This is a genomic window from Pseudomonas sp. NA-150, assembly GCF_044336365.1.
GTDB lineage: Bacteria > Pseudomonadota > Gammaproteobacteria > Pseudomonadales > Pseudomonadaceae > Aquipseudomonas.
This window is the reverse complement of record NZ_CP172305.1, coordinates 2,274,654-2,291,505: the sequence shown is the minus strand read 5'-3', so window position 1 is coordinate 2,291,505 and position 16,852 is coordinate 2,274,654. Positions and strand designations below refer to the sequence as shown.

Genomic DNA, 16,852 nt, shown 5'->3' with positions numbered 1-16,852 from the left:
GCTCTAACTCATCTGATCGATCATCACCGCATTGCTGTAAATCAAGCCGTCGTCACTGGCCCGATGACCCACCAAGTGAAACTGCCCGCGCTTATCGCCAGAAGGTGAACTTAAATAAACGCGGAATTGGCAATCCGATAACGGCCCGCATTCCACCGGCAAGACCAGGTTTATTGTGGACATGTCGACGTCTATGAAGATTTCCTTTTGATCGGAGTTGTTCAATTGCTCCTCCGCCGCCTCCAATCGTAAATGCTCTTGGGCACCGACTTCGAAATGGATTTCGCCCAGCGGCACGGACTTACTGCCATCGCTCGGTTTGCGCCAGCCTTCTATGGTTAACGTACTCATCGCGCTGTCTCCTGAGAGGATGCTGGACGCGGCTTTTGGTGCGCGCCAGCCAACTCAATATATGAGTAACCAGAATCGGATTTGTTCAGGGGTGCTGATGGACGTCAGTCCCGCCAGGTATTGAAATTGTAGCGAACAGCCCCACAACTAGTTCGCTCGTTCACTGTTTGTGGCTAACAGGCATCCGCCCGCTTTCGACCATTGCATCAACCGAATACCCCCGTCAGAGGTGTACTCTGCGCGGCAAGGTCACTGATTAAGAGGATTTGAACCATGACAACGCAAACCGAAACCGCCCTGTTGGCTGGCGGCTGCTTCTGGGGCATGCAGGATCTGCTGCGGCGCTACCCTGGCGTGCTGTCCACCCGTGTCGGTTACTCGGGCGGCGATGTACCGAACGCCACCTACCGCAACCACGGCACCCACGCTGAAGCGATCGAGATCGTGTTCGACCCGAGCGTGATCACTTATCGCCAGATCCTCGAGTTCTTCTTCCAGATCCACGACCCTTCGACGGCCAACCGCCAGGGCAACGACATCGGCCTGAGCTATCGCTCGGCGATTTTCTACCTGAATGCCGAACAAAAACGTGTAGCCGAAGACACCGTGGCCGACGTCGACGCTTCCGACCTGTGGCCCGGCAAAGTCGTCACCGAAATCGCGGCGGCTGGCCCGTTCTGGGAAGCCGAACCGGAACATCAGGATTACCTGGAACGCCTCCCGAACGGCTACACCTGCCACTTCATTCGGCCAAACTGGAAACTGCCTGTTCGCGGCTGATCAATCCCCGCAGTCCGGCTTGCCGGCGCTGGGATGGACTTTGTGGAGCGCCCACAAATACCGGGATAGACCCGTTAGGCGTAAGTATGAATGCGTCTGAACTCAGCGAATCGCGCAAGCGCCAACACGCGATGCGCGGGCCTGCCTGGCACACGGCCAGGCAGGTTATGCAGCCCCCTCAAAAACGCGGCTTGACGGTCTTCCACTCAGGTTTGTAACGCTGCATCTGTCTCACGTCATCGCGCTGGCGAATGCCGCAGGTCAGGTACAGGTCGTGCAGTTTGCCCACCTGGTCATGGTCCAGTTCAAGGCCCAGCCCCGGTGCGCGGGTGATCTTCACGCAGCCATCGACGATGGGCAGCTTGCCGCCCTTGATCACTTCTTCGTCCGGCTCCTGCCAGGGATAATGGGTGTCGCAGGCGTAGTCGAGGTTCGGCACCGAGGCCGCGACATGCGCCATCGCCATGAGGCTGATGCCCAAGTGCGAGTTGGAGTGCATGGACACACCGAGGCCGAAGGTCTGGCACATTTTTGCCAAGGCCTGCGTGTCGCGCAGGCCACCCCAGTAATGGTGGTCGGCGAGGACGATTTGTACGCTGTTCAACGCCACGCTGCGGCGGAACTCGTCAAAGTCGGTGACCACCATGTTGGTCGCCAGCGGCAAGCCGGTGCGTTTGTGCAACTCGGACATGCCTTCCAGGCCCGGCGTCGGGTCTTCGTAATATTGCAAGTCGTCACCCAGCAACTCGGCCATGCGAATCGACGTCTCCAGCGACCAGTTGGCGTTAGGGTCGATGCGCAATGGGTAACCGGGAAAGGCTTTTTTCAGCGCCTTGATGCACGCAACCTCGTGCTCCGGCTCCAGTGCACCGGCCTTGAGTTTGATGCTCCTGAAACCGTAGGTGTCGATCATCCGCCGAGCCTGGGCAACGATCTGTTCTTCATTCAGCGCCTCACCCCAACTGTCCGGTTTGTACGGCGAATCAATGTGCTGCGCGTACTTGAAGAACAGGTAGGCGCTGAACGGAATTTCATCCCGAATCGCACCGCCCAACAGGTCCACCAACGGCACGTTCAAGTAATGCGCCTGCAGGTCTAGAAACGCTACTTCGAAGGCCGAATAAGCGTTGCTCACCGCCTTGCTCGCGTGGGAACCGGGGGCCAGTTCGGCACCGGCGATGCGGGTGGTTTTGTTGGCCGCCACGGTGGCCTGAACGATAGTGCGCAGTTGGTTGAGGTTGAACGGGTCTAGACCAATCAGTTGCGCTTGCAGCTGTTGCTGAATCGCCAGCGCCGGGGCATCGCCGTAGCTCTCGCCGAGACCGATGTAGCCGTTGTCGCTCTCGATCTCGATGATCGAACGCAGCGCGTAAGGCTCGTGGATGCCGCTGGCATTGAGCAGTGGCGGATCGCGAAAGGCGATAGGGGTCACGGTAACTCTTTTGATTTTCAAGCGAAAGCTCCCGACTGATCAGTGTTCAAGACTTAATGAGTGGCGGCGCGACTGGGTGTCGCGAGCGCAGCGGATTTGCCCTTGGCCGGTGTCGTGCGGGCGAAAAAGATCACCACCGCCGCCACCAGCGAGGTGGCCGCCAGGCCGTACATGCCGCCTTCGATCGAGCCCGTGGACTGCTCGAGAAAACCGAAGGCAGTGGGGGCGACGAAGCCGCCGAGGTTGCCGATGGAGTTGACCAACGCGATCACCGCGGCCGCGATGCGTGCATCCAGATACCCCTGGGGGATCGGCCAGAACAGCGCCGACGCGGCCTTGAAACCGATGGCGGCAAAGCAGATCGCGACAAAGGCAAACACCGGGCCGCCGGTGGTGGACATGAACATGCCGACCGCCGCGATCACCAGCGTCACCGCCACCCAGGCTTGTTGGAACTTCCATTTGCTGGCCATGGCTGCAAAGCCGTACATGGCGATGATGGAAATGATCCAGGGTACCGAGTTGAGCAGCCCGACCTGAAAATCACCGAGGCTGCCCATCTTCTTGATCATGCTGGGCAACCAGAAGGTGGCGCCATAGATGGTCAGGGCGATGGAAAAATAGATGAAGCAGAACAGCGCAATCTGTCGGTCCGCCAGCAACCGCCACATCGACGGTTTGACGCCCTGCTCCGCTTCGCGCGCCTGTTGTTCTTCGGCGATGGTCGACACCAGCGCCTCGCGCTCTTCTTCGCTCAGCCACTTGGCCTGACGGGGGTGGGATTGCAGCCAGAACCAGACGAATCCACAGAGCACGATGGAGGCAAAACCCTCGATCAGGAACATCCACTGCCAGCCATGCAGGCTCAAGCCGTTGATGTTCAGCAACGCGCCAGACACCGGCCCGGAAATCACCGAAGCAATCGCAGAACCGCTAAGGAACACCGCCATGGTCTTGCCGCGTTCGGACGCCGGCAGCCACTGGGTGAAGTAATAAATGATGCCGGGGAAAAAACCGGCCTCTGCCGCGCCGAGAATAAAGCGCAGCACATAGAAACTGGTCTCGCCGCGCACAAAAGCCATCGCCATGGCCGCCGCGCCCCAGGTGAACATGATCCGGGTCAGCCAGACGCGGGCGCCGAAACGCTGCAACAGCATGTTGGACGGCACTTCAAACAGCGCGTAGCCGATGAAAAACAATCCGGCGCCCAACCCGTAAGCTGCAGCGCCGATGCCCAGATCGGTTTCCATATGACTGCGCACGAAACCGATGTTGACCCGGTCGATGTAGTTGACGATGAACATCACCACGAACAGCGGCAGCACATGGCGCTTGACCTTGGCGGCGGCTCGGGCGAGCACAGAAGGATCCGGCGGACTCTGCAAAGTAATCAAAGGGCGACTCCCGATCATTGTTTTTTTAGGGGTAGCCGGATGATGGACTCGGTCATTGATCCCGTCTAATCTAACTTGGCATACGATTGATACCTGGATTAGATCAATGTTCGAACTGACTCAACTGCGCTGTTTCACCACCGTCGCGACTGAACTCAATTTCCGTCGCGCCGCCGAACGCTTGAACATGACGCAACCGCCCCTCAGCCGACAGATTCAACTGCTGGAACACCACCTCGGTGTCGAGCTGTTCACTCGCACCACCCGCAGCGTTGCGCTCACCGCCGCCGGCCGCGCGTTCTTCGTCGAGGCGCAGAACCTGCTGGAGCGTGCGCAACAAGCGGCGGTCACCGCGCGGCGTTTTGCCGAAGGTGATATCGGCTCGGTGAACATCAGCTTTGTTGGCAGCGCGGTGTACGAGTTCCTGCCCAAGGTCATCGCCGAAGCCCGGCTCAAGCAGCCGCATGTGAAAATCGATCTGTCGGAAATGAACACCTATCAGCAACACGAAGCGATCCGCGCTCGGCGAATCGACCTCGGCATTGTTCGCGCGCCGTTGCTGGAGCCGGGTTACGCCACCGAATGCCTGGTGCGCGAGCCGTTCGTGCTGGCCGTGCCCCGCAGTCATCAGTTGGCCACGGCGCAAGCGGTGTCGGTCAACGACCTCGATGCGCAACCCTTCCTGATGTACGCCCACTCGGCCTACCCGCCGTTCAACGAACTGCTGACCGGTACCCTACGCTCCGCCCGCGTCACCCCGGAGTACGTGCAATGGCTGGGTTCATCGCTGACCATCCTGGCATTGGTCAACGCGGGCATGGGCCTGGCGCTGGTGCCGCGCTGCGCGACCAGTGTGGTGTTCAAGAACGTGGTGTTTCGCGATATCGATTTGGGTGAAGGGGTGCAGAGCGAGCTGCATTTGATCTGGCGCGAGAACAATGACAACCCGGCGTTTGCCATGTTGCTGGAGGGGATTCGCAACGCGGTAAGGGACGGTTGGGGCGCAAGCGATTAGAAAGGATGACGCTGGCTGGCTGAACTGTCGGCGCCGAATCATGTCTACAACATCTTGTTACGATTCAGTGGCCATACGGCAGTTGCTGAACACATCAACCGGGCCTGTCTAATGCCCTCGTCAGGATTCAACGATGTCTAAAAAATTTGCTGCTCTTCTGTTGTCCAGCGTTATGGGTGTGATTGCTGGCAGCGCGATCGCTGCTGATGGTCAATGGCAAAAGGACCACCCACGCCGCGCCGAGGTCAACGGTCGTCTGAGCAACCAGGACAAGCGAATCCATAACGAAGTCAAAAGTGGGGAAATTTCCAAGAGCCAGGCTGCTGGCCTGCACAAGGAAGACCACCAGGTTCGTCAGGAAGAACGCGACATGTCCAGCCAGAACAGCGGCCATATCACCAAGCAGGAACAGAAGACGCTTAACAAACAAGAAAACGGCATAAGCCACCAGATCGGTAGCTGAGTTTTTTACCTGTGTGCGGTGCGAGCGCCCACTCGCACCGACCTATCTAGCGCTCTTAGTTAGCCGCGACCTGCGCCTCTTTACCAGACGACACCAGCACCTTGAGCGAGGCATCAAACTGTTTCAGCGCGTTCACCTGCAAATCCCGTTGCTGGTTGATCTGCGCGGCAATTTCCGGGGCCGCCTTGCCGTGCACCCACACCGACGGTAATTCTTTGCCGCCAAAGCCTTCGGCTTTGCCGATGTATTGCAGATTTGCATCGTAGAACTTGGCGACGAAACGCGCTTCAACCTGAGTATTACGCTGGGTCACCAACTGGCTGTAAGTGTCGAGCATGACGACCACGTCAGGGTGCGCATTCACCACCGCATCCAGACTGTCGTAAACGGTCACGGAAGCGAACTCTTTCTGTAATGAGCCCTTGAGCCAGTTGATCGCCAGGGTCGGATCCGAGCTGTTGACGAAAGCGTCACTGATGCGCGAATCAAGCGCGCCATTCTTTGCGCCTTTCACCGCGACGGCGTGGTAACGCTCAAGGTATTCAAGCGTATTGACGGTATTTTCGCTGTAGAGCACAGCCACCGATTGCGAGTGTTGCAGCGCGGTGCTGCTGTCCGCCACCGGCAAAAAATGGCATGACTGCGCATCAGCGGCGAAGGCCGGCGCGGTGGCAGTAAAACCGCCGGTCAATACGGCGACAAGAGTCAGCAGGGTTGAAATTCTCATCGCGTAGTTTCCTTCAACAGCGGTTCGGTATATCGCTATCCTCCTCCTTTGCCAGAAAATTAAAACGTGAACGGTATGATTATAACTATCGACTAAACGAATGATTGTAACGGCTGTGTCATCGGCTCATGCGCCCTCCCAAACACTGCTTTAATCACTCATCGCTGCTTTACCTTCCTTAAAAAAGGACGTGCACCCATGACCCGTCTCACCGCTAAAGACTTTGCCCCCGAGTTGCTTGAACTGTACGACTACTACGTCCACGGCAGGATCACCCGGCGTGAGTTTCTCGACCGGGCGGCGGTGTTCACGCTTGGGGGGCTGGCGGCCAGCGCAGTGCTCGAGGCGCTGAGTCCAAATTATGCATTGGCCGAGCAGGTAGAGTTCACCGACCCGGAGATCGTCGCCGAGTACGTGACGTACCCCTCGCCCAAGGGCAATGGCCAGGTGCGCGGCTATCTGGTGCGTCCGGCGAAGGCCACCAGCAAGGTCGCGGCGGTGGTGGTCGCGCATGAGAATCGTGGGCTTAATCCCTACATTGAAGATGTCGCACGCCGGTTGGCCAAGGCCGGATTTATCGCCCTCGCTCCCGATGGCCTGACCTCGGTCGGCGGTTATCCCGGCAACGATGAAAAAGGCGTGGCGTTGCAGAAAACCGTCGACCCGGAAAAGCTCATGAATGATTTTTTTGCCGCCATTGAGTGGCTAATGAGCCATGACGCCAGCAACGGTAAAGTCGGCATCACCGGATTCTGCTATGGCGGCGGCGTGGTCAATGCGGCGGCGGTGGCGTATCCAGAACTGGGGGCCGCCGTGTCGTTTTACGGTCGCCAGCCCAAGGCTGAGGACGTGCCGCGCATTAAGGCGCCGCTGCTTTTGCATTACGCCGAACTGGATACCGGCATCAATGCCGGGTGGCCTGCGTATGAACAGGCGCTAAAGGCGGCCGGCAAGACCTATGAAGCCTACATTTACCCCGGCGTAAACCATGGCTTTCACAACGACTCCACGCCTCGCTACGACGAAGGCGCCGCCAAGCTGGCGTGGAACCGGACGCTGGATTGGTTTCGGCGGTATCTGGTGTAACGCCTTTACGTGGGCCGCTGCACTGTCCGTAGCTTGCCGCTACTACCGCCGCCGCAAAAGAACTGATCGCCGCCGTCCGACTCCAGTCCCGACACCCCGACACCGGGCGGCATGCTTACGCTTTCCAGCACCTCGCCGGTTGTCGAATCAATGTGCCGCAATTCACTCTCCTCGCCCTCCCAGGTGCCATGCCACAGCTCGCCATCGACCCAGGTCACGCCAGTGACGAAGCGGTTGGACTCAAGGGTGCGCAGGATCGCGCCGGTCTGCGGATCGAGCTGATGAATTTTGCGATCACGATACTCGCCGACCCACAGCGTGCCTTCGGCCCAGGTGAGCCCGGAGTCACTGCTGCCGGGAGCCGGAATGCTATGCACTACGCGGCCGGTGTGCGGATCGATTTTCTGGATGCGGTCTTCGGCGATCTGAAACAGGTGCTGACCATCGAACGCCGTACCGGCATGCGCAGCAACATCGAGGGAGCGCAGGGTCTGGCCACTTTCCGGGTCGAGACTGTGGAGTTTATCGCCGGAAGCGAACCACACCTGATGGCCGTCATAGGTCACGCCATGCACGGCATCGACGCCAGCAAAGGGGCCATATTCACGAAGGATTTCAGCGGTTGAGCGTTTCATCTGTGCATCCTCTTCACGGGTTAGTGAAGTGAAGCCTATTCGCTCGACAGCAGCACTGGGAGTAACAAGGTCGTCGCGAATCCCGGTATCGCCGGTGTCATCCAGCGCAGGGCGCGGCCACGACCGAACGACTGCACCTTGCCAGCGGCCAGCAGCGTGTCGAGGCCGCGCTGCACCGTGCGTTGGCTGGTGCCCAAGGCCAAGGCCAACGCGGAACTGGACCAGGCCTCACCGTCGGCAAGAAAAGCCAACAGCGTCGCCTGGCGCTCTTCGACCAAATGCGCCAGCACCACCACTTCAGGAGCATGCGGCACCAAGGCGAACCCGCGTTGGGTGGCGGTCACGCTGGCCAGTGGGCGCAGTGCCAGGCGCAGTCGGCCGATTTCGACACGCAACCGCACGCGATGGGATTCATCGCTGAGTTTCAAGCGAAAGGCCTGGGCGATCAACGCCTCCCTCGGCACGTCTGCGGGCCACGCTTGCGCGAGCACCCTCGCCAGGGTGAACAACAGCGGACGCCGAGCGAGGGACACCTGGGTGTGCGCGTCGCCCACGACGTAACGGCACGCATCCACCAACAATGCGGTAGACGCCCGCAATGCCTCAACTTCATCCAGCAGCAACGGGCGCTCTGTGCCACGGGCGATCAGGCGCGCGGCCGGGCTGTTGAGGATACACAAAGCGCTCTCGACTTCTGCGCTCAGCGCCGGGATGCCCGCCTGATGGGCGGCGTGTTGGGCCCGCCCCAACGCAGCGCGCGCCGCCGTGGTCCGCAGACGGCGCATGGCAATGCCGGCCACCACCAGTTCGTGGGCGGCCCTCAATGCCGGTGGCAACGCCGTGGGATCGAGGGTTGCCAGGCTACGCTCGGCCTCATCCAGACGCCCGATCAGCAGCCAGCGGCGAATCTCCAGGTACTGCGCATGGGCCGCATTGGCCCGGTCGCCATGGGCTTCAAGGACGACACGTGCAGCGTCGAGCGCTTTCGTCGGCCAAGCCAACTCACGAGCAGCCAGCGCGATTTCCGCCTCTGCGACCACACAACGCGCCCGAGCCAAGGCTTCTTTCGGCCCGAACGCACGGCCCGAACGCACGGGCCGCACGCCGGACCAGCGCCTTCGCCCGAACCAGATCACCGAGTTGCGCCATGGCAATCCCGCGCAGCGCGAGCGCCGCTGCGTCGTCGCGCAAGGCCACGCGGCTGAGTGCCCCGAGCGGGTCACCCGCCGCCAGCGCGCGCGCCGCCGCCGTGATCAACGAGTCCATTTACCCCAGCCGCTCCTGCACAAAGGCCGTGGCGTGACGGGTCATCTGGTCGAGTTGTCGGTCGCGCTTTTTCTCGGCGTCCACCATCGCGCGCTTGCCATGTTGTTGCAGCAGATAGCTATGAATCTGCCGCACTTCCAGCGAGCGGTAGATCGGTGCGACATCCTGCACCGCCACCAGGCCATCGGTGCCGTGATCGCGGGTATTCATCACCACTTGCGGCCCACGCGCCGCCAACACCTGAAAGCCCATGGCTTCAAACACCGGGACCCTGGCCACTACGCAGGCCAATTCCGCGTGCGGGTAACGGTCGAGCATCGTCTGCAACATGCCGCGCGCGACACCCTGCCGCCGATGAGTTTCTCGCACCGCCATGTACGCCACGGCGCACGCCTCGGGATCGTCCTTCACCGGCAGGTACAACAAGAAGCCGATGACCGTGGCCGGGTCGTGCGGATCCGTGGCCACCACCAACTCGGCTGGAATGCCTTTGGAACCGTCCATGGCGTCCAGGTACAGATGCACTTCGAAACCGATGCCGTACTGATACAGGTTGTAGAGCGGATTGCTCGGCGCGATTGCCACCGTGCTGATATCGGTGAGGTAGTCGACCACCAGTTGCAGGATCTGGCTTTTGATCGCCTCGGGAGGTGGGGCTTGGAACAGGGTCAGGGTGGACATTGAACGTCGGGCTCCGGGGGCTGGGCATGGTTATCATACCCTTTCCCGGTGTGTGTCTACCGTCTGTCATGCTGCCTCTGTAGGCGCTGCCGTAGGAACCGGTCGCCAACCAATGTGCGTCATGAAGGTCCTGTGGACCTTATCGCAGCCTTCGGCAGCTCCTACAGATTTAGCCCAGCCGCTATTTACCGGACAGGGCCGTGTTCAACGGCATCGTAACGCCAGCAGCAGTGTCTGTGGCCGTCATAAAAGAAGCAGCCATTCAGGCTCAGCATGATCGAGCCGAGGGCAATGAGCAGTGCGATACGTCGGGTCATGGAAAATTCCTCAAGGTTGCAATGGCAAACAGCTGCTCGTGTGAGCGGCTATCCATTGAACGCGGCGTCGCTGAAAACCCGTCGCTGCAACGCACTATTTTCTGTTGAAAAAATAAATGATTATTTCGCGACGGATTTCTTTGGCTGCCGCGTTCAAGTCAGTAGCTGCGCTCACCGTCGGGCGCAGGCATGAAGGAGTTGTCATGAGTCTTACATCCCGTCTGGCCAAATTACGGCATGTCCTGGTCATCCCGTTCGCCCTCGCAGCGCTGGCGAGTTCGCCCGCCTTTGCTCAGACCGAAGTCATCATTCGCGACGCGCCGCCACCGATGCGCGTCGAGCAAGTGCCCATGGGCCGCCCTGGTTATGTCTGGGATCAAGGCCACTGGCGCTGGGAAGGCCGCGGTTATGGTTGGGTTCCCGGCCACTGGCAGGCGGAGCGACACGGCTCGCGCTGGGCGCCGGGCCATTGGGTAGCCCGTGGGCCGAACTGGTTCTGGGTCGACGGCCACTGGATGCGCTGAACCAATCGCAGGGCCGTGGTCTGAAACAAGAGGACACAGGTTGTCCTCTTGTTTCCCCGTCAGGCCAATGACACCTGACCCCCAGCCACCGGATCGAGACCTGCCCTATTGAACGAGATTGACCCGGACGTTGAGCTATTGGCCCGCATCGGCAACAACGAACCGGAGGCCGTGAAAGAGATGGTGTCGCGCAAGCTACCGCGCCTGCTCGCCCTTGCCGGCCGCTTGTTGGGCGATGCTGAAGAAGCCCGGGACGTGGCGCAGGAAAGCTTTCTGCGGATTTGGAAACAAGCGGCGAACTGGCGCGGTGGGCACGCTCGATTCGATACCTGGCTGCACCGGGTGGCGCTCAACCTGTGCTACGACCGCTTGCGCAGGCGCAACGAGCAACCGCTGACGGAGATGGACTCGGCACTCGAACCGCTCGACCCCGCGTTACCGCCCGATGAGCAGTTGGACGCGACCGAGCGCAGCGCACAGATGGCCGCCGCGCTGGCCGCGCTACCCGATCGTCAACGCGAAGCTATTGTGTTGCAGTACTACCAGGAACTGTCGAACATCGACGCTGCGGCGCTTATGGATATCAGCGTCGATGCACTGGAAAGCCTGTTGTCACGGGCTCGGCGCAACCTGCGCGCATACCTCGCCGAAGCACCTGGCGAAGCCGTCCCAGGAAGGAAAAAACGATGACACCCGAACGATTTGTCCACTTGGCCGATGCCTACGGTGCCGACCTGCAACGCTGGCCTGCCAGCGAGCGCGACGCTGCCCAGGCCTTGCTCGCCGGTGGCGACGTTCGCGCGCTGGAAGCCCTGCACCAGGCACATTGGCTCGATGGCAGGCTGGACAGTCATCACCTCGCGGCACCGACGCCCGGTCTGGCGCAACGCATTGCCGCGTCGGCCATCCCTGCCCCGTCGACTTCATTCTGGGCGCGTTATATCGGCTGGCTGTCACCGGCCGGGTTCGTTGGTGCCGGCTTGGCGGGGGTTGCCGTCGGCATGATGGTCGCGTCCTTGAGCCTGCCGCTGTCCACATCATCCGAAGCCCTGCCCAGCGTTTTCGACCAGAGCGATGCCGACATCGTTTCCAGCTTCAACGTCGAGGAGATTGACCCGTGAGTCTGCCGTTCAAATATTTCAAACCGCTGCTGGCGGTGTCGTTGTTGATCAATGTGTTCCTGGTCTGCGGTGTGGCCGGCGGGCTTTATCAGTGGTCGAACCACCCCAAACCGGTGCCGGCGATCAACCAGCACGGTTTGCGTCAGGTGATGGTGGAACTGCCGGCGCCGCAACGGCATCAGTTGCGCCAATTGCTGCGCCAGACCCGCGTAGAGAACCAGGAGCTAATCATGGCCAGCCGCCAGGCGCGCCTGGAAGTGGTCAAGCAACTGCAGGCACCGACGCTGGATCGCCAGCGCGCTCGATAGCAACCTTGGCAAAGCCCGCGACGCGGACATCGCCCTCAGGACCCACGTCGACACTACCCTCGCCGACTTCGCCAGCACTCTGCCGGCCGCTGAACGCCAGCGGCTGGCCGATTCCATGTACTTTCGTGGCCAGGCCAAGGCCCAGCCCGAGAACGAGGAGTAAACGCCAGCGTCACCGCGCCCGCAGGCGTGGCTCAGGCCGAGGCTTGTTTCGGCCTTGGCGTATAAGTCGGCAAGGACGCCGCATACGCAAAGGCTTCCTCCCGCGAGCCGAACGTGCCTAATCGATCATCTTTGGTGCAGACCTTCCACGTGCTGCTGTGGACGCTGAGCACGTCATAACCATTGATGCGTGTTTTGGTGAGCGTTATACCGTTCATAGTCACCTCCTCGAAAAAGAAATAACCCGGACTCGCCTCGTACACCGGACTCGGGGCTGTCGCTGAGTGTACGAGCATTGCACCGAACAAAGGTTCAGCATCGCCGATAAAGCGACAAACGTTGGCAGCCTTCGCAGGGAGTGTGGTGCTGACGATCTGTGTGGGAAATTCTATGTTTTCAGGCAATAAAGCAGGCTTACCTGGGCACAAGCCGCCGGCTACCCCAACTGCGCACTGATCGGCACGCTGCGCTCACTCTGTTCGGTGCCGGTGTGCAGCGTGGTCACGGTTTCAATCAGCAGAATCCCGCACTCCTGTTCCGCCACCGGGTTATGTCGAACACCTTTGGGCACGGTGAAGAACTCACCGACGCCGATCACCACTTCCCGCTCCGGCAACTGGATTTTCAGCGTGCCGTAGATCACCACAAAGGTTTCGTCTTCATTGGCGTGGTCATGCCAGAGCAATTCGCCTTTGAGCTTGGCGACTTTCAAGTACTGGTCATTCACCTGGCCCACAACCTTCGGGCTCCAATAGTCGGTCAGGCTGGCAAGTGCCTGGGCAATATTCACCGGTTGGTCGGATAGCTTCACGGTCATTCCTCGTCGTGGGATTGTGCGAGTACTTTAGGCGCCCCTCTATCGCTTGAGTAGCGAGGCTTTATAATGCAGCCATTAACAACGCTAATGGCCTCCCCATGCACGACATCGATCTGGCCCTGCTGCGCGCCTTTGTCGCCACCGCTCAAACGGGCAGTATTTCCGCGGCGGCCCAGCGCCTGCACCTGACGCAGGGCGGCGTCAGCTTGCGACTCAAACGTCTGGAGGACTTCTTCGCCAGCCGCCTGCTGGAACGAACTGCGCAAGGCACTCGCTTGACCGCGCAAGGCGCCAGACTGTTGCCGCAAGCGCTGCGTCTGCTCAAGGCCAGCGAGCAGATGTACCGTTCGATGAGCGAATCCACAGTGGCTGAAAAGCCCCGCGTCGGCGTGCCTTACGACCTGGTCGGCTCGCACTTTCCGCCGATTCTCAAAGCGTTCATGCAGGCTCATCCAGCGGCTGAAGTGGCACTGGTCTGCGACTCGTCATCGGCGCTGCGTGAGCGCTTGCACAAGGGCGAGTTGGACATCGCCATCGCCGAATGCCCCTTGACCGAGGCCTGCGCCGAGCACCTGGCCACCGAGCCGCTGGTATGGGTCGGCGGCGGTGAGGCCCACGCGTTGCGCCCGCTGCCGCTGTGCCTGGTGAGCGAGACCTGCGAGTTCCGCCCGACCCTGTTCTCACGCCTGAACCAGAAACGCATCCCCTACAAGATCGTGTTCGGCAACGCCACCATTGAGGCCACCGCCTCCACCGTGCGCTCCGACCTGGCCGTCACCGCGTGGCTGGCCTCGACCGTGCCCCACGACCTGCGCATCCTCGGCGCGGATTCGCGGTTGCCGGTGCTGGAAGATTTCGCCATCGAACTGCACCTGCCCGAGGGCGAACACAGCATGGCGGTGAAAGATTTGGCGGGATTGATTCGCGAGCATTATCGGGCATCTTCGCGGTGGTCAAACCAAACCGCAGCAGGGTAATGTTCTGCATATGATTGCGCCCCACAGGCACGGAGAACCAAGAATGCAGACGTTTTCGACACGACACGTCAGGGCCGCATTGCTTTCAACCCTTTCGGCTTTTTGCTTATTCAGCAGCATGACGCCAGCGCTGGCGCAAACCTCAGGTACCACGATGACCCAGGCCAATGATTCACCGTCACCCATGGCGGCAGTGTTCGCCCCGAGCGGCACATTGCGCGCCTCGATCAACCTGGGGAATCCGGTGTTGGCGAGTCTGGACCCGAAAACCGGCGAGCCGGTGGGGATTTCCGTAGACCTGGCGACGGCGTTGGCACAGCGCCTCGGCGTCCCGCTGCAACTGATCGCGGTCAAATCGGCCGGCGCATCGGTGGAGAACGTGGAGCAAGACAAGGCGGATGTCGGCTTCTTTGCGGTCGACCCGAAACGTGGCCAGGCAATCAGCTTCACCCAACCCTATGTCTTGATCGAGGGGTTTTATGCGGTGCGCGACGGGTCGCCGATCACCACCAACCAGCAGGTTGATCAACCCGGCATCAGCGTCGCCGTGGGCAAAGACAGCGCTTACGACCTGTTTCTCACCCGCGAATTGCAGCATGCAACCATTGTCCGGATTCCGACGTCGCCAGCCGTGGTTCAAGGTTTTCTCGATCAGCATTTGTCCGTGGCGGCCGGGGTCAAGCAACAGCTGGAAAAGGACGCGGCAACGGCCGGCGGTTTGCGGATTCTCGATCAACGCTTCATGGTCATTCGCCAGGCCATGGGCGTGCCAAAGGCCAAAGGTGATGCCGCCGCCACTTATCTATCGGCTTTTGTCGAAGAGATGAAAGCCTCCGGCGTGGTCGCCGCGTCGATGGCCAGCCACAAGATCGAAGGCGCTGAAGTGGCCGGGGCGAACGACTGATCCACACTCCCCGCTCGCCCGCGGCTAGTTAGGATTGTGCTCCAGCTCAACCAGTTGCCGTGTACCTGCGTCCACATCGTAAATATGGAAATTGTTCATCATTCGCCCATACAGGTGCAGGCTCACGGCACGCGGCCGGTCAAGGGGAACTCCGGTGATATGGATATGATCGGGGTTCGGCACAAAGCTGGTGACCGAACCCGGAGGTAACAGAATCACCCCACCCCGGACCATTTCAATCCCTTCATCACGGCTGCGGTCTGCCGACAGACAAACGAAACTGCGCTCCTCCAACACCCCCTCGACAATGCCCACCACGCCCCAGCTGCCGTGGTCATGCACGGGCGTCCATTGCCCCGGCGTCCACACCAAGGCATACAGCGACAATCCATCATCCGCCGCCCGGTAAATCAGGTTGCGCGAGTAGTGGTCGGGGTCACTGCGGTAATGCTCCGGCTCCAGGAAACGCGGTGCTTTGTCGATCAGTTCCATCATGTACGGCGCCAGCGCCGCGACGCAGTCACAGGGCGACGACTCCTTGCGGCTTAGCTCGGTGGCATGATCGATGAATCGGGCAAGGGCTGTGCTGGGCATGTGCACCATCTCCGTTGGTTGCGTTCAGACATCAGAAGACCGCGTTCAATGTAGTCGATTTATCGCACTGGCCGTGCACTGTGATGGGACCCGATATTGTAGGCGCTGCCGCAGGCTGCGATAAGGTCGGAACGACCTTCGCGATGAGCAATTGTTCGCAGCCTTCGGCAGCTTTTACACAGGCTGTGTGTTGCCTGAAATCATCGGATCGCCCATCGAGCCACCCTAATTACGGTGTGCCCGCCGAAACACTTGCGGCGGCTGTCCGAACGCCCGGATGAACGCGCGGCGCATGCGCTCTTGATCGCCGAAGCCAATCTCGGTGGCGACGGCGTCTACCGAGTGGTCTCCGGCTTCCATCATCAACCGGGCTGATTCGACCCTGAGCTGTTCAACCGCTTTGGCCGGCGACTTGCCGGTTTCGGCGAGGAACACCCGACTGAATTGGCGTGGGCTCATGTTGGCGACGTAGGCCAGGCTTTCAACCGAGAGATCGGCCTTGAGGTGTTGCCGGGCATAGGTCAACGCGACCTGAATGCGATCCGACTTGGGGTCGAGGTCCTGCATCACCGAAAACTGCGACTGGCCCCCAGCCCGGCGGTGGTAGACCACCAATTGCTTGGACACCTGACGGGTGATCTCAACGCCGAGGTCGTTTTCCACCAGTGCCAGCGACAAATCAACGCACGCGGTCATCCCCGCCGCCGTCCAGATCGGCCCGTCGTTAATAAAAATCCGGTCTTCGTTGACCTTGGTGTTCGGGTAGGACCGTTGCAATTCCCGGGCATGCGACCAGTGGGTGGTGACACGACGCCCCTCCAGCAAACCGGCTTCGGCCAGTGCGGCGGACCCGGTGCAAATCGAGCCGATGCGCCGGGTCGCCTGACTCGAGCGCCGCAAATAGTCGACCAGCCCTGGGGACACCGGGCGCACAACGTTATCGCCCAGCACCAGCAACGTATCGAACCGTTGCTCGTCGAAGGCCGTCGAGTTCACGCCAAAACCGGCGGAGGTGTTGATCAGGCCGCCGGTTTCCGACAACAGGGTGATGTCATACACCGAGCGTTGCGCAAAGCTGTTGGCCACTTCAAAGGTCGCGCACATGCTCAGTCCCAGGACCTGAAACCCCGGGTACAAGATCAATCCGATGTTCTGCATGGGGGGCGTGCCTCGGGACGATGAAGGCCGTGATATTTCGGTCATACGCCAATCGTCCCTCTTCGCTTGGTGCAATGCAAACCTTCAACACTCGCCCTGCGCTGCGGGCGCGGTCTTTGGAATTCCGGGTAAAGCACAAA

At 60.5% G+C, this 16,852-nt stretch carries 20 protein-coding genes and 2 pseudogenes; 10 read left to right on the top strand and 12 right to left on the bottom strand.

Features of this window, described 5'->3' with window-relative positions:
• Positions 1 to 3: 3 nt before the first annotated feature.
• Positions 4 to 351 (bottom strand): hypothetical protein, encoded by a 348-nt coding sequence (locus tag ACF0H7_RS10980; protein ID WP_397452775.1) that lies wholly within the window; start codon positions 349 to 351, stop codon positions 4 to 6.
• Between the two features lie 273 nt (positions 352 to 624).
• Here ACF0H7_RS10980 and msrA point away from each other — a divergent pair, with 273 nt between their 5' ends.
• Entirely contained in the window at positions 625 to 1,131 is a 507-nt protein-coding gene (msrA, locus tag ACF0H7_RS10975) for a peptide-methionine (S)-S-oxide reductase MsrA (protein WP_397452774.1), read from the top strand.
• Positions 1,132 to 1,309: 178 nt separating this feature from the next.
• Here the strand turns inward: msrA and ACF0H7_RS10970 are convergent, their stop codons facing one another.
• Both ACF0H7_RS10970 and ACF0H7_RS10965 read right to left on the bottom strand, forming a co-directional pair.
• Positions 1,310 to 2,584 (bottom strand): glucarate dehydratase family protein, encoded by a 1,275-nt coding sequence (locus ACF0H7_RS10970; RefSeq protein WP_397452773.1) that lies wholly within the window; start codon positions 2,582 to 2,584, stop codon positions 1,310 to 1,312.
• Positions 2,585 to 2,616: 32 nt separating this feature from the next.
• The gene (locus tag ACF0H7_RS10965) at positions 2,617 to 3,957 is read right to left on the bottom strand and encodes an MFS transporter (RefSeq protein WP_397452772.1); all 1,341 of its coding nucleotides are present in this window, start codon (positions 3,955 to 3,957) and stop codon (positions 2,617 to 2,619) included.
• A gap of 106 nt (positions 3,958 to 4,063) precedes the next feature.
• Between ACF0H7_RS10965 and ACF0H7_RS10960 the strand changes: the two genes are divergently transcribed.
• Both ACF0H7_RS10960 and ACF0H7_RS10955 read left to right on the top strand, forming a co-directional pair.
• Positions 4,064 to 4,972: a LysR family transcriptional regulator gene (locus tag ACF0H7_RS10960; protein WP_397452771.1), complete on the top strand. Its 909-nt coding sequence runs from the start codon at positions 4,064 to 4,066 to the stop codon at positions 4,970 to 4,972.
• A gap of 133 nt (positions 4,973 to 5,105) precedes the next feature.
• Positions 5,106 to 5,435 (top strand): hypothetical protein, encoded by a 330-nt coding sequence (locus ACF0H7_RS10955; RefSeq protein WP_397452770.1) that lies wholly within the window; start codon positions 5,106 to 5,108, stop codon positions 5,433 to 5,435.
• Positions 5,436 to 5,490: 55 nt separating this feature from the next.
• Here the strand turns inward: ACF0H7_RS10955 and ACF0H7_RS10950 are convergent, their stop codons facing one another.
• Complete coding sequence (locus ACF0H7_RS10950; protein ID WP_397452769.1) at positions 5,491 to 6,162, bottom strand: ATPase; 672 nt, start codon at positions 6,160 to 6,162, stop codon at positions 5,491 to 5,493.
• A gap of 198 nt (positions 6,163 to 6,360) precedes the next feature.
• Here ACF0H7_RS10950 and yghX point away from each other — a divergent pair, with 198 nt between their 5' ends.
• On the top strand, positions 6,361 to 7,248 hold the full coding sequence (gene yghX / locus ACF0H7_RS10945; RefSeq protein WP_397452768.1) for a YghX family hydrolase: 888 nt from the start codon (positions 6,361 to 6,363) through the stop codon (positions 7,246 to 7,248).
• Between the two features lie 5 nt (positions 7,249 to 7,253).
• Here the strand turns inward: yghX and ACF0H7_RS10940 are convergent, their stop codons facing one another.
• The 4 genes and pseudogenes from ACF0H7_RS10940 to ACF0H7_RS10925 form a co-directional block, all read right to left on the bottom strand.
• On the bottom strand, positions 7,254 to 7,883 hold the full coding sequence (locus ACF0H7_RS10940; RefSeq protein WP_397452767.1) for a PQQ-binding-like beta-propeller repeat protein: 630 nt from the start codon (positions 7,881 to 7,883) through the stop codon (positions 7,254 to 7,256).
• Between the two features lie 35 nt (positions 7,884 to 7,918).
• A pseudogene (locus ACF0H7_RS10935) lies at positions 7,919 to 9,149 on the bottom strand (helix-turn-helix domain-containing protein).
• On the bottom strand, positions 9,150 to 9,830 hold the full coding sequence (locus tag ACF0H7_RS10930) for a GNAT family N-acetyltransferase (RefSeq protein ID WP_397452766.1): 681 nt from the start codon (positions 9,828 to 9,830) through the stop codon (positions 9,150 to 9,152). It abuts the pseudogene before it with no gap.
• 185 nt (positions 9,831 to 10,015) lie between these two features.
• Positions 10,016 to 10,147 (bottom strand): hypothetical protein, encoded by a 132-nt coding sequence (locus ACF0H7_RS10925; protein WP_397452765.1) that lies wholly within the window; start codon positions 10,145 to 10,147, stop codon positions 10,016 to 10,018.
• A 203-nt stretch (positions 10,148 to 10,350) separates the two neighbouring features.
• On the opposite strand from ACF0H7_RS10925, the gene ACF0H7_RS10920 reads away from it, so the two are divergent.
• From ACF0H7_RS10920 to ACF0H7_RS10905, 4 genes and pseudogenes are all read left to right on the top strand, one after another.
• Positions 10,351 to 10,671 (top strand): YXWGXW repeat-containing protein, encoded by a 321-nt coding sequence (locus ACF0H7_RS10920; protein ID WP_397452764.1) that lies wholly within the window; start codon positions 10,351 to 10,353, stop codon positions 10,669 to 10,671.
• Positions 10,672 to 10,779: 108 nt separating this feature from the next.
• Positions 10,780 to 11,361 carry an RNA polymerase sigma factor gene (locus tag ACF0H7_RS10915; protein WP_397452763.1) on the top strand — a complete coding sequence of 194 codons (582 nt, stop codon included), beginning with the start codon at positions 10,780 to 10,782 and terminating at the stop codon, positions 11,359 to 11,361.
• Positions 11,358 to 11,792, top strand: coding sequence for a hypothetical protein (locus tag ACF0H7_RS10910; protein ID WP_397452762.1), 435 nt, complete (start codon positions 11,358 to 11,360; stop codon positions 11,790 to 11,792). The genes ACF0H7_RS10915 and ACF0H7_RS10910 overlap by 4 nt, the downstream gene beginning before the upstream one ends.
• Positions 11,789 to 12,263: pseudogene (locus tag ACF0H7_RS10905) on the top strand (periplasmic heavy metal sensor). Before ACF0H7_RS10910 ends, ACF0H7_RS10905 begins: the two are co-directional and overlap by 4 nt.
• Positions 12,264 to 12,294: 31 nt before the next feature.
• On the opposite strand, the gene ACF0H7_RS10900 reads toward ACF0H7_RS10905, so the two are convergent.
• Positions 12,295 to 12,480 carry a DUF2188 domain-containing protein gene (locus tag ACF0H7_RS10900; RefSeq protein WP_397452761.1) on the bottom strand — a complete coding sequence of 62 codons (186 nt, stop codon included), beginning with the start codon at positions 12,478 to 12,480 and terminating at the stop codon, positions 12,295 to 12,297.
• A 218-nt stretch (positions 12,481 to 12,698) separates the two neighbouring features.
• Positions 12,699 to 13,073, bottom strand: coding sequence for a cupin domain-containing protein (locus ACF0H7_RS10895; protein WP_397452760.1), 375 nt, complete (start codon positions 13,071 to 13,073; stop codon positions 12,699 to 12,701).
• Positions 13,074 to 13,177: 104 nt separating this feature from the next.
• Between ACF0H7_RS10895 and ACF0H7_RS10890 the strand changes: the two genes are divergently transcribed.
• Both ACF0H7_RS10890 and ACF0H7_RS10885 read left to right on the top strand, forming a co-directional pair.
• Positions 13,178 to 14,056: a LysR family transcriptional regulator gene (locus tag ACF0H7_RS10890; protein WP_397452759.1), complete on the top strand. Its 879-nt coding sequence runs from the start codon at positions 13,178 to 13,180 to the stop codon at positions 14,054 to 14,056.
• A 154-nt stretch (positions 14,057 to 14,210) separates the two neighbouring features.
• Positions 14,211 to 14,960, top strand: a complete 750-nt coding sequence (locus ACF0H7_RS10885; protein ID WP_397452758.1) for an ABC transporter substrate-binding protein — start codon at positions 14,211 to 14,213, stop codon at positions 14,958 to 14,960.
• A gap of 24 nt (positions 14,961 to 14,984) precedes the next feature.
• Here ACF0H7_RS10885 and ACF0H7_RS10880 read toward each other — a convergent pair whose 3' ends face one another.
• Together ACF0H7_RS10880 and ACF0H7_RS10875 are read right to left on the bottom strand one after the other, a co-directional pair.
• Complete coding sequence (locus ACF0H7_RS10880) at positions 14,985 to 15,554, bottom strand: cysteine dioxygenase (RefSeq protein ID WP_397452757.1); 570 nt, start codon at positions 15,552 to 15,554, stop codon at positions 14,985 to 14,987.
• A 225-nt stretch (positions 15,555 to 15,779) separates the two neighbouring features.
• The gene (locus ACF0H7_RS10875; protein WP_397452756.1) at positions 15,780 to 16,712 is read right to left on the bottom strand and encodes a GlxA family transcriptional regulator; all 933 of its coding nucleotides are present in this window, start codon (positions 16,710 to 16,712) and stop codon (positions 15,780 to 15,782) included.
• Positions 16,713 to 16,852: the final 140 nt, after the last annotated feature.